Source organism: Bizionia saleffrena, assembly GCF_008086175.1.
Lineage (GTDB): Bacteria > Bacteroidota > Bacteroidia > Flavobacteriales > Flavobacteriaceae > Bizionia > Bizionia saleffrena.
Window position 1 is genome coordinate 114,436 of record NZ_VSKM01000010.1, and the last position, 12,456, is coordinate 126,891.

10 protein-coding genes are annotated in these 12,456 nt (G+C 34.2%); 4 read left to right on the forward strand and 6 right to left on the reverse strand.

Going from position 1 to position 12,456, the window contains the following annotated elements; translation table 11 throughout:
- Positions 1-359: 359 nt before the first annotated feature.
- The 6 genes from ES676_RS10940 to ES676_RS10965 all read right to left on the reverse strand — a co-directional run bounded on the left by ES676_RS10940 (position 360) and on the right by ES676_RS10965 (position 6,617).
- Positions 360-2,153, reverse strand: coding sequence for a cytochrome-c peroxidase (locus ES676_RS10940; protein WP_148370369.1), 1,794 nt, complete (start codon positions 2,151-2,153; stop codon positions 360-362).
- A 1-nt stretch (position 2,154) separates the two neighbouring features.
- Positions 2,155-3,621 carry an alkaline phosphatase PhoX gene (locus ES676_RS10945; RefSeq protein ID WP_148370370.1) on the reverse strand — a complete coding sequence of 489 codons (1,467 nt, stop codon included), beginning with the start codon at positions 3,619-3,621 and terminating at the stop codon, positions 2,155-2,157.
- Positions 3,622-3,843: 222 nt separating this feature from the next.
- A complete protein-coding gene (locus ES676_RS10950) occupies positions 3,844-4,572 on the reverse strand; it encodes an acyl-CoA desaturase (RefSeq protein WP_148370371.1) in 729 nt (242 codons plus the stop codon).
- Between the two features lie 57 nt (positions 4,573-4,629).
- Positions 4,630-5,202: a Crp/Fnr family transcriptional regulator gene (locus ES676_RS10955; protein WP_148370372.1), complete on the reverse strand. Its 573-nt coding sequence runs from the start codon at positions 5,200-5,202 to the stop codon at positions 4,630-4,632.
- 148 nt (positions 5,203-5,350) lie between these two features.
- Positions 5,351-5,926, reverse strand: coding sequence for a YceI family protein (locus ES676_RS10960; RefSeq protein WP_148370373.1), 576 nt, complete (start codon positions 5,924-5,926; stop codon positions 5,351-5,353).
- A 106-nt stretch (positions 5,927-6,032) separates the two neighbouring features.
- Positions 6,033-6,617: a Crp/Fnr family transcriptional regulator gene (locus ES676_RS10965; RefSeq protein ID WP_148370381.1), complete on the reverse strand. Its 585-nt coding sequence runs from the start codon at positions 6,615-6,617 to the stop codon at positions 6,033-6,035.
- Positions 6,618-6,722: 105 nt separating this feature from the next.
- Here ES676_RS10965 and ES676_RS10970 point away from each other — a divergent pair, with 105 nt between their 5' ends.
- The 4 genes from ES676_RS10970 to ES676_RS10985 all read left to right on the forward strand — a co-directional run.
- Positions 6,723-7,931, forward strand: a complete 1,209-nt coding sequence (locus tag ES676_RS10970; RefSeq protein ID WP_148370374.1) for a multidrug effflux MFS transporter — start codon at positions 6,723-6,725, stop codon at positions 7,929-7,931.
- Positions 7,932-8,294: 363 nt separating this feature from the next.
- Complete coding sequence (locus ES676_RS10975) at positions 8,295-9,179, forward strand: endonuclease/exonuclease/phosphatase family protein (protein WP_246124310.1); 885 nt, start codon at positions 8,295-8,297, stop codon at positions 9,177-9,179.
- A 1,061-nt stretch (positions 9,180-10,240) separates the two neighbouring features.
- Complete coding sequence (locus tag ES676_RS10980) at positions 10,241-10,777, forward strand: hypothetical protein (protein ID WP_148370376.1); 537 nt, start codon at positions 10,241-10,243, stop codon at positions 10,775-10,777.
- Positions 10,778-10,781: 4 nt separating this feature from the next.
- Positions 10,782-12,456 (forward strand): GEVED domain-containing protein (locus ES676_RS10985; RefSeq protein ID WP_148370377.1); only part of this gene is annotated, 1,675 nt, incomplete at its 3' end.

The following is a 12,456-nucleotide window of genomic DNA, read 5'->3' on the forward strand; positions in this document are numbered from 1 at the left end:
ATGTAGATAGAGAGTCGTAAGCCTAGACTTTTTTGTTTCTTTTTTGGGCAATGCAAAAAAGAAAAAGAGTAATAAATAAAACACTTAATCGAAACACTATTAATCTAAAACAAACCAAAAAAATCTAATCTGATTTTAGTACGCTTAAAAACTAGGTATTAAATCAGTATTACTTATTTTCTTAAGATAAATCAATCCCACCCCCTTTAGGGTTGGGGTAAAGAAATTGAGATAAGTACTAGTCAACCACAATAACGAAGTGAACTAAAAATCATACATAAACATTCAAAATAAGAGTAGCAACCTCCAAAAAAAACTTCAGAAATTGCTACTGTATTTTAATCCTTAAAAATAACATCTTAGACTTTTGAATCCTCAAGGCTATTCATAAAATCAATAATAGCTTTAATTTCATCATCGGAAAGGTTTAACGCATCCAAAGGTAACGTTTGATGCTCTAATTGAATCCCTAAAGCACTTCCGCCGCCATTATTATAAAAGGTCATTACCTCATCTAAGGTTTTATATACGCCGTTATGCATATACGGTGCGGTAAGCGATACATTTCGTACTGTAGAGGTTTTAAAAAAGTGTTTTCTAGAATCGGTATTAAACAAATAATAGCGGCCTAAATCCGGAGAAATTTCTGCCATTGCTCCAGTGGTTTCTGGAACGCCTAAAGCTTCAAATTCTGTTTCTGTAAAGTTAGGAGGTACCGTACCATTAAAAACAGGTGCAAAATGACAAGTGGCACATTTCGCTTTTCCCATAAACAGATTAAAGCCTCTTATTTCACTTTCTGTAATGGTATGTTCTACTCCATTAATATTATTATCGAATTTAGAATTAAAAGCATTTAGACTTCTTATATAGCTAGCGATAGCATTGCGAATGGTATTGCCATCTATTTTATTATCGTATATTTTTTTAAATATAGCAACATAAGTCGTATCGTTTTCGACCGCTTTTCTCATCGTTTCTAAATCACTATGAAACTCTTTTTCGTTTTTTACAACGGCTGCCACTTGCCCTTCTAAACTGCCAGCCCGACCATCATAAAAGAAACTTTGTTGTAAAGCGGCATAGGTTAAGGTTGGCGAATTTCGGTTTTGATTCGCAGAAATGGGTAATCCATCGGTAAACGCCTTGTCTTTATGGTGACACGATGCACAGTTTAGATTTTGTTTGGTAGACAAGCGCTTGTCGTTAAAAAGCTGCTTTCCTAATGCTATTTTCTCTGCTTTATAAACGGTAGTTTGTTTATAATCTGAAAAGTATTCCAGATTAAACGTGCTACTAGAAAATAACGACGTTGCATCGTTACTTATCGCCAGTTGAAATGGATACTCCGCCCCCCAATCCTCTTGGGTCGCTACCAACAATTCTAACTGCTTGTGTGTATGGTTTTTTATAAACCCATACCGGTTAAAACTAGTAAAGTCTGTAGCCAACCCCTTTAGCGTAGACTCTATTTCACGTAACCATTGGTTATACAATTGTAGATTACTAAAACTGTCTTTGTACAACTCTACAATTGTTTTTAATTCTTTGTAAACAATGGTCGATTCTTCTAACGAACGCTCTAATATCGGGGAATCAAAACCGGTGGTACCTGTTACTGCCACACGAATTACAGCATCGCGTAGTAACCATAATAAGTGATAATCGCGTAATTGTACTGTAGTATTTTGTGCAATTAATCCTAACCGGTTTCTAGTAAAATTAATAGTATTAGTAATGGTTTGATTTGAAATAGTATCATCATGAAGCTGTTCTTCTAACACCTGAAAACCAAATGGAGCATTCTCTTTAATATCGGTCGCATCTTCTTCCTGTACTCGTAAAATATTAGGTTGATTTAAAGACTTATAATTGTTCTTATCTACAAAAGACAGAATGGGTTCTACACGTTTAAAATAATTTCTAGACTGTATAAAATAGGCTAACTTTCCGACTTTGGTAGTGGCTATATTTACACTATCTAAATACAAATAGCACGTATTTAAATTAGATTTATATTGGGTTTCCAATTGCACTAAAGGGTCTTGTTGTTCGTAAGTAGTACTTGTTTGCTTACAACTGCTTAATATTATAAGCAAAAGACACATACCAAGAGTATGTGTCTTTTTTAATTTAAAAATAGGTGTAATCATATTATCTTTCTAAACCTTGAACAATGTGAATAACACTTCCTTCCGTACTTGCTGTTGGTAACCCATTTGCTTTAGGATCGTTAAACGCAGGATCATTCCAACCATGGTTTTGCGTTATTAATAAGAAGGTGCCTTCTACGCCAACAGTATCAGAAACATCTATCATTCCGGTAAGTTCCCAAGGCGAATTAACGGTTCCAACACCATTTAATTGTGCCGTTTCTTGGTCGCACTCTAGTACTGTTTTTAATGCCCCAGTATTTAAGTTGTATTGGTATAAACGTGCAAAGTGTGTTTTATCAGCCGTATCAAAATAGCCGTTTAAGTCTTCTTGGATATACGCGTAGTTTTCTGTTACAACAATGTTATCTGGACTATGAAATGTTTTCGCTTTTCCGTTTAGTTTATCACCATCTAACACGCAAGTAATAGTACCTGTTCCAGTTGGATCATTTTCATTTAGAGTCACCTTATAAACGCGACCGTAAAAGGTACCTTTATCTATTAGCGCATCTTTTTTACGACCAGTAACACAGAAGTAAAGTTCTCTATTATCTGAAGCACTACCTCTTCTCCAATCAAGATCTTCTAATCTAGAGAAGCCCATAACACCTTTTGTTTTAGCTTCAGCATCTAACATATTAATTTCGGTTTCTTCTAACTGAACAAAATCCATAGGATACGATTCTCCTTCGGCCATATCCATTTCAAAATTAACGGTAGCATCTAAAACCCGTAAACCAAATAATTGACCACCATATAAATCACCGCGGTCACCCACGTACATACCTAATTGTCCTGAAGGGGTTTCGTTATCAGCATGATCATCACCAATAAAAGCTACTGTTTTATTAGGGTAAGCCTCTTTACCTATAACAACTGCATTCTCTGTAGACCATTGTCCAAACGCGCTTAACATATTAGCATAGGAAGCTGAAGAGGCGTCTTTATAAGGATTAGTAGCAAATACACCTTTTGATGAACCGCCCCACTCACCTCCTGAAAGATATATAGGTCCAAATCCGTGCTCTTCTGGTGTGATTAAACTTCCTGAGCATTGCGCAGTATAAGCGGTTGCTTCTGCGTTTAAAATGTATTCCCCGTGAACCGGTTTAAAAGTGTTATCTAAAGTTATTCTAGCGATAGAATAATCACCTTCAATATTATTAATTAAAGTAAACGTCTCATCCCGATTTTTAAGTAATCCTGCCCCATCGGCTAAAGAACCATAAACAAAATCTGGTGAGTCCGGCAATTGATCTTCAGAAGATAATAAAGGATAAATTTTGACATTGGAAAAAGCAGGGTCTAACTTTAAATAATTGCTCGTTACAGAATGTGCTTTCAGTGCTACAGAATTTGTCGTGTCATTAACCTCTTCAACGCCAAAATTGTCATCATCACTCTTGCAGGATGCTAATGATAAAAAGGACAAAGTCAGAAGACTTAATGTGTGTAATCTTTTCATAGTATTGTGTTAATTATTAGTTTGTCAAATTAACAACGAGAAGATTACTGTAAGCTTACCTGTAGTTTACTAGATTGTGAACAAAAAAAAGATATGTTATATAAAAGTAAAGCTTACTTTTTACCGGTTAACTATAAGAAATAAGAGTATTTTATAAGAATTTGAAACAAAAAAAAGCAGTACATTACATACTGCTTTTTTAACTATTTATTACTTATTCGGTTAAGCTTTATTTAAGCGTATCATTCCGATTTTGTTTAAAACTAACATAATGCAATAGGTAATATCAACCTCAAACCAACGCACTCCAAAATTAGCACGTCCGCTGTGTTTATGGTGATTGTTGTGGTATCCTTCACCCATCATCAAGAAATCAAATGGCAATAAGTTTTTAGAAGTGTCACTCACCTTAAAATTAACATACCCATAAATATGAGCAAACCAGTTAATAATAACACCGTGTATTGGCGCCATTAAAAAGGCTACGGGTAAAAATAACCAATGCCACCAAACACTTGCAAAAATAATGAAAAACGTCGTGTATAAAGCACCCCAAACCAATCGCGAAATACGAGAGCTCGCAAACTTATCAAACCGTTCCCACTGTGGTACGTTTTTAGTAAACTTCTCTGCTACTGGTATACGCTTTTTATTAATATCTTGATAAATATTTTTGGTGCGCCACATCATAGTAAACACATTAGCATCGTATTTTGGTGAATGCGGATCTTTCTCAGTATCGGCATACGCGTGATGCATTCTGTGCATAACACCGTAACCGTAAGCGCTTAAATAATTTGAACCTTGAAATAACCAAGTTAAGAAAAAACAAGCGCGTTCTCCAAACTTAGACATTTTAAAGGTTTGGTGTGCTGCATAACGGTGTAAAAAGAAGGTTTGAAAGAATAAACCAACGTACCACAGAACTAACATTAATATTAAAATCTCCATATTCGATTTTTTTTTACAAAGTTCGGGAGGTTTTTCAGTTTTTCAAATGAACCAAGGTTAAGAAATTTGCTTGCGAATACGACTTAAAGCTTGTGGGGTAACCCCAATATAAGAGGCTATATATTTTAAGGGTATCTCTTTTATTAGCTTTGGGCGATCGGTAAATAGTTTTAAATACCGCTCTTTGGCTGTTTCGTTTAATAACGATTGTTCACGTTTAGATTTAATTAAAAACAAGCGCTCTGAAGATATGCGACCAATTAAATTACCTATAACCGATTTTTTATACACCTCCTGTAAATCGGCATACGAAATACTCCACATTGAAATCGCGGTTAGCGCTTCAATTTGGTATAACGACGGTTTGCGTAACAGAAAAGAATCGTAAGCACTAATAAACTCATTTTGAAAACAAAAGCCAAAGGTAATGTCCTTTTCAACGTCTTCCTTAGGTATAACAAATCGTGCGATACCTCTATCTATAAATGAAATATAATTTTCGGTTTCGCCCATATCAAGAATGAGCGCTTTCTTTTTAAAAGAGCGGAGTGTTAATTTCGAGGAAAAAAACTGCCAATCTTCTTCGCTTATCGACACCGTTTCTTCTATGTATTCTCTAATATTAAGCATAACTTGATTTCTTTAACAAAGAACGCTATTTATTCTTTTTAAATGAAAAAATAAGGCCTAATTTAAACTTAAAAGTGGTGTTTTTACATAAAAAAAGACGTTTCCTTTAAAAACGTCTTTTTAATCTCAGAGATAAGTGAGTCGTGATTTAAAATACTAAATCGACTACTAAATCAAATTCATCGTAAATAGTTTTATCTTTTAAGCCATCGAAAAAACTAGCCGATCCATAACGTACACCATATTTTGTACGGTCTACTTTTAACGTTGCCGTCGCTTTATTACCATAAACCGAAAAGTTAACATCCACTGGTGCTGTTTGGCCTTTAATCGTTAAATCGGCAGTTACAGTGTATGCGTTTTTACCACTAGCAGTAACCGTTGTGAATACTAATTGAGCAGTTGGGTGTTTGGCCACTCCAAAGAAATCATCAGATTTTAAATGGCCATCTAGTTTACCTTTGTACTCCCCTTCTAAATCCGTACTGCTTATTGTAGTCATATCTATCTCAAAAGCGCCACCAGTTAAAACCGCATTTTCAAAATGTAATTCACCAGATTGTATCGCGATAGTCCCTTCGTGAGAACCCGTTACTTTATATCCTTTCCAAACTACTTGGCTTTCCTCTGTTTTAATAACCTTTTTTTCGGTATTTGAAGTAAAAGAAAAGCTTAAAAAAGCTACTAATACAGCTATTACTCCTGTTTTAATAAAATGTTTCATCGTTTTAAAATTTAAGTTTGTTTTAATGTATTCCACAAAGATATGCCCTTTAGACATCTTAGAAAATAAGCTAGTTTATAAAAAAATAGTAATCTAGTTTAATATTTTACGGCTTGAGGAGTTCTTTTTTAACCTTACTTAAGAATTCTTTGGTAAACCCTAAATACGATGCCAACATATACTGCGGAATGCGTTGTTCAATTTGCGGATATTTTGAATGAAATAATTGATAACGTTCTTTTGCTGAAAGACTAAAATTTTGAATGATACGTTTTTGGGAAGCGACAAACGCTTGTTCTATAATTTTTCTGAAGAAGCGCTCCAACTTTGGGATGCCCTCAAAAAGTGATTCTATAGTCTCATAGGGAAACTGAATAACTTCTGAGGCTTCAAGACACTGCACATTAAAATCGGAAGGGGTTTGCGAAACAAAACTCCCTAAATCGGACGTCCACCAATCTTCAATCGAAAACATTACAATGTGCTCCTGGCCATCATTATCTACAAAAAACATTTTAGTGCAGCCGGAAAGTATAAAACACTGCGTCGTGCTTATGTCGCCTTGTTGCAAAATATACTGCCCCTTTAAGTATTTCCTGTAGTCTATTTTAGAACATAAAAAGACTTCTTCCTCCTCAGAAAGCGTAACGTGTTTCCGAATATAATTCAATAAAGGTTTTGCGTGCTCCATAGCTTTCATCGTCATTGACAAAGATATTATAACAGGGTCTTATTTTAACATAATATTGCAGTTAAAAAAAATGAATTGCCTTCATTTAAAAGCTATTTTTGCGGAATGCAAAAAAACAAACCTCTAAACTTAGAATTTGTGGGTTTAATGGCGGCATTAATGTCTATTGTCGCGTTAACCATTGACGCCATTTTACCGGCCATCTCAAAAATAGGAATTGCTATTAATACTTACGACTCCGCGTCGCATCAATTATTAATTACAATGATATTTCTAGGTTTAGGTGTTGGTCAGTTAGTATTCGGTCCTTTTTCAGATAGTTTCGGACGAAAACCTACCGTCTATATTGGATTTTCTGTTTTTGTGGTGGCCAGTATTATTTGTGTGCTATCGCCATCGCTAGAGTGGATGGTGTTTGGGCGTATTTTACAAGGTATCGGTTTATCGGCACCGCGAACCATTAGTATTTCTATAATTCGCGATACGTATAAAGGCGATTATATGGCGAAAATAATGTCTTTTGTAACTTCTGTATTTATTTTAGTTCCTGTTATTGCACCTGCATTAGGCAAGTTTGTATTGGATCATTACAATTGGAAAGGTATTTTCTACGTGCAATTGGTAATGGCAATTATCGTTTGTATATGGTTTTGGAGACGCCAACCAGAAACACTAAAACCAGAATTTAAAACCAAGTTTACAAGGCGCGTGTTCGGTAGCGGATTAAAAGAGCTTTTAAAGCACAAAGAAACAATGGGATTTACACTAATCTCAGGATTTATAACGGGTGCCTTTATGGTGTATTTAAGTGCATCACAACACATTTTCGAAAATCAATACGGATTAGTAGAAGAGTTCCCTTTCATTTTTGCAGGACTTGCTACAGGGATTGGTGTATCGACTTTATTAAACGGAACGCTAGTGATGCGCTTGGGAATGCGTCGCTTATCCTTTTTGGCCCTTATCGTTTTTACACTAAATGCGTTCGTTTATATACTGTTGTTTTGGTCTACTGCCAACCCAAGCTTACCCATTTTATTACTCTTTATGGGAATTCAGTTCTCTACTATAGGTTTTATTTTCGGAAATATTAGAGCAATAGCTATGGAACCCATCGGTCATATTGCGGGTATTGGCGCCGCTATTACTGGTTTTGCAGCAACACTTTTAGCCGTTCCTATTGCTACAGTCATTGGTTATTATATAAATAGTACAGCACTACCGCTATTTGTAGGCTTTACTATTTTTGGAGTGCTTTCTCTTAGTGTTTTTATTAAAATGAAATCCTTTAAAAAAATAGCCATCACAAGCTAACAAACACTTAAAACTCAAGAACCGTAATCTGCAGTCTACCCCATTCTTTATGCTAGTCTTTAATAAAAATGGTCGATAAAAGAAGCACTACGATTAGTTTTAAAGGTGAGAATTAGGTATATATATATATATCGAAGTTAACGAAATTTTAAAAGGATTAAAGCTATAGTCGGAAGAGCTATTTAATATATATAACATACTAAAAGTTGAAATTTATAGTCTATTATTGGATTTTTATTTAACTTTAAAAAGATGAAACGGAAAATAAAAGTTCTATATATTGTTTTTAGTGTCATAGCATTGTCTTTGGCTTTATGTTCTATATTTTCCATTTTGAGGAATACAGAAAGCCGATACTTGAAAATGCTTGATTTTCCACGCATTCAATTATTCATCGCATTATTTATCTGCTTGCTACTCTTTGTAGTTGCGTTGAAGCGGTGGAAATGGTATGACTATATGCTAAGTAGTTTAATGTTACTTGGTTTAATTATTAATGGCTCTTATTTAATCCATTATACGCGTTTAGTCTCTGTAGAGGTGCCATTCGCAGAAAAAGTAGTAGCCACAGATACCAAAGTGAGTCTTTTAATTACTAATGTAAAAATGACAAATCGAAATGCTCAAGACTTACATAAATTGATTGCACTGAAACAACCCGATTTAATTTTGGCTATGGAGGTAGATAAGTGGTGGGATACTAACCTTAAAGTTTTAAAGAATGACTATCCCTATTCGCAGCATACTACTAATGCGGTTACTTATGGTATGGTTGTGTACAGTAAATTACCCTTAAACAATCTCGTAGTTCATTACTTGAACAACAAAAATGTTCCTTCTTTTGAAAGCACTATAACCCTCGAGTCTGGTAAGCAAATCAAATTTTATTCAGTGCATCCGGTCCCTCCCACTCATTTTAAAGATTTGCCCGACAATGCCGGTCAGGAAGAAAATGCGTTAAAAAATTTGGGCAAAAAAATTAGTGAGCAAAAATTACCAGTTATAGTCGCAGGAGATTTAAACGAGGTCGTTTGGTCTTATGTTGATGAATTAACAGGAACAAAGAATGTACTTTATGATGTTAGAGTGGGTCGAGGTTTTTATAATAGTTATAACGCAGAAAACCCTTTTATGAGATGGCCTTTGGATCATATTTTTGTGACGAAAGAATTTAAATTAAAAAGATTGGAACGCTTATCAAAAATGGGATCAGATCATTTTCCTATTTTAGTAGAGTTGGTTTTATGAGTGCGTTTAAGTAGACTGTTCTTTTACCCTAAAAAGGTCTTTTGTAATAAATTATGAGTAGCTATTACTCCAATAAGAATCTTCCATTAAATAATGTGCCTTCAAAAAGAATGGAAGCGCCAAATTTATAAAGATGTCGACACGACTTAAATCGGACAAAAAATTATCTGTATTCAATTGTATTTAGAGCTGAAACATTATGTTTAAACTCTAAATGCGATAAATTATGTAACCATAAATTAGATAAAAAGTCCGCCAGTATCTCAGGTCAAATCTCACACGTTATCACACACAATTAATAAAATAATTTTAACCAATACTGTAAAGTTAAGAACTCTATGTGCTACTGGGCTCAATAAACCAAAATTGCACATTCTGCCTAATCTTAAAATAAAAGATAACACCTACCGAAAGGTTCTAAAATATTTTATATTTCTCTTCAAATCGTTATTAAGAGTAAAAACTTTTACAAGTCAAAAATTTCAATATATCGAAATACAGTTACAAAATGTTTAATAATTAACTGTTCAACGGCATTCTAAATTAAAACGAACATATATCAGTTTTAGCAACCGAGAAAAGACTAATATTGACGCTGAAATGCAAGTTGTGCGATTTCATTCGAACAAAAAACCGAAATTCAAGAAATTAACTCCTGTTAGTTATAACCAAATCCCATAAAAATGAATTAATGACATTACAAATTTACCATTTTAAGTAGGCCTTAGTACTTACCTATTTCCTAGGCGCAACAATCATTCTCTGCGCTAAGAATGGTTAACTGAGAACAACCCTGTACTTCACTCTTAAAACAAGCTAAAAAAAGTCTTATCTAAGTATTTATGAAAATAGAAACCCCTTCACCTATAATTACTTAACGACAATTTACTTTGTCCAAAAATAAAATACGTAGAACTACGTATTGTGATAAAATAGATGAAAAACTAAATTTGCACGAAAATGACCACAAAAACTTATACTTATTGAGACCTAATCACATAGGCGACAAAACCAAATATCTTAACGTATTACTAATAATTAAATCTTATAAAAATCAATTAATGAAATTCCAAATCACCCAACTTAAGTACGCCTTAGTACTCTCCATTTTCATAGGTGCAACAACTATTCTATGTGCTCAGAATGGTGATACAAGAGGAGCGCAAGTCTCGACTTTTAAAACTAATCTTACCGTAAATTCTACACAAGATGTAGAATCTTTTAGATTGAATCAAGAAAATGATCAACAGCAGATTATTGAGCAATGTTTAAGATTCCAACCTTTATTAAATAAAATACCTGCCGATGTGAAAGACAATATGAAAACTTATTTCATTTTAAATAAAGCTTTAACTATTGAATTATCTTCTCATTTAAAATTAGAAGGTATGCCAATAATTACGATCTCTGATGATAAAATCAGTTCAACTAAATCCTATTATAAGTTCCTTTACATAAAGATTGAGAAAAATAAAGCTTGGGTTAGATATATTTTTACTTATGCAAAAGATAATGTTAAAAAAACAATTCCAATGTCCATTGAGTTAACAAAAAATAATTCCATTTGGAAAGAATCTAACTATCAAATATTAAAATAATATTATGAAAAAACTTACTTTTTTGTTTTTGTTCTTAGTTACTTTTATGAATGAAGGCTTTGCTCAATCTCCTTTGTGTGAATCAACAGCAATTAATTTTTGTTGTGAATATGTTGAGTTCGTAACAATTAATGGTGTCACACGAGCCGGAAACACAGATTATACAGGACCGGGTTATTATGACTATACAAATGAAATTTTAACTAATTTAATAGCAGGTAATACTTATCCTGTAAGCATTGTCGTAAATACAAATTCTAGTTATCAAGAATATATAAAAATTTGGTTTGATTTTAATGGAAATGGTGTTTTAAGTGATGCTAACGAGTTAATTTTTGATCAGTCCAGTACAGTTAATGGATCATACACCTTTACAGGTACTTTTACAGTCCCTACATCAGCTTTTAACGGCGATGTTTATTTAAGAGTTATGATGGTATATGATTCAACGCCAGTTTTATGCGGTAATTACTCTTATGGTAACACATTAGATTTCAAAGCAAATATTTCAGGAGGAACCACATCTGAGACTTTAACCGTAACCACAGTGAATACTGGAGGTTCAGGAGTTGTCGTTAGTTCACCGGTAGGCATTGATACCGCTTTAGGATTGGACTCAGCAAATTATACTTTAAATTCATTGATTACATTAACAGCTACACCTAATGGAAGTGATAACTTTATAGGATGGTCAGGTGATGCAATAGGTTTAACTAATCCATTAACGGTTACAATGGATGAGTCCAAGAGCATTAATGCTAACTTTGGGTCAGCAAATGCAAGCCCTACCATTTCGAATATTTCGAATATAACTGATTGTCCTGAAACAGCTATAGTGGGTCCTTTAAATTTTACTATTGGAGATATAGAATCTAATTCTTCTGATTTAATAGTTTCTGCAACTTCCTCAAATATTAGTTTAATTCCTAATGCTAATATCTCCCTAGGAGGATCAGATGAAAATAGAGTCATTACCTTAACACCTAATTCAAATGAGTCAGGCACATCGACAATTACTGTTAAAGTAACAGATGAAGAAGGTGCAATGACATCCACAACTTTCAATGTAACATTGGCAGATTCCATAATACCAACATTAACTGCGGTAGATAACATTACCGAAAATGTAGACGCCAGTTGCGAATTCTCTATTCCAGAGTATTCAGGCTTAACAACAGCTACCGATAATTGTGGAACCGCAACTCTAAGCCAATCACCAACTGTGGGCACTGTAATTAGTGGGCACAATACGGTGCAAACCATTACCCTTACGGCAGATGACGGCAACGGAAACACAAACACTACAACTTTCGATGTAACATTGGCAGATTCCATAATACCAACATTAACTGCGGTAGATAACATTACCGAAAATGTAGACGCAAGTTGCGAATTCTCTATTCCAGAGTATTCAGGCTTAACAACAGCTACCGATAATTGTGGAACCGCAACTCTAAGCCAATCACCAACTGTGGGCACTGTAATTAGTGGGCACAATACGGTGCAAACCATTACCCTTACGGCAGATGACGGCAACGGAAACACAAACACTACAACTTTCGATGTAACATTGGCAGATTCCATAATACCAACATTAACTGCGGTAGATAACATTACCGAAAATGTAGACGCAAGTTGCGAATTCTCTATTCCAGAGTATTCAGGATTAACAACAGCTA

Bases quoted from the DNA above. Each gene is read 5' to 3' on its own strand.
- ES676_RS10940 (WP_148370369.1), bottom strand. From the start codon at position 2,153: ATGATTACACCTATTTTTAAATTAAAAAAGACACATACTCTTGGTATG.
- ES676_RS10945 (WP_148370370.1), bottom strand. From the start codon at position 3,621: ATGAAAAGATTACACACATTAAGTCTTCTGACTTTGTCCTTTTTATCA.
- ES676_RS10950 (WP_148370371.1), bottom strand. From the start codon at position 4,572: ATGGAGATTTTAATATTAATGTTAGTTCTGTGGTACGTTGGTTTATTC.
- ES676_RS10955 (WP_148370372.1), bottom strand. From the start codon at position 5,202: ATGCTTAATATTAGAGAATACATAGAAGAAACGGTGTCGATAAGCGAA.
- ES676_RS10960 (WP_148370373.1), bottom strand. From the start codon at position 5,926: ATGAAACATTTTATTAAAACAGGAGTAATAGCTGTATTAGTAGCTTTT.
- ES676_RS10965 (WP_148370381.1), bottom strand. From the start codon at position 6,617: ATGGAGCACGCAAAACCTTTATTGAATTATATTCGGAAACACGTTACG.
- ES676_RS10970 (WP_148370374.1), top strand. From the start codon at position 6,723: ATGCAAAAAAACAAACCTCTAAACTTAGAATTTGTGGGTTTAATGGCG.
- ES676_RS10975 (WP_246124310.1), top strand. From the start codon at position 8,295: ATGCTTGATTTTCCACGCATTCAATTATTCATCGCATTATTTATCTGC.
- ES676_RS10980 (WP_148370376.1), top strand. From the start codon at position 10,241: ATGAAATTCCAAATCACCCAACTTAAGTACGCCTTAGTACTCTCCATT.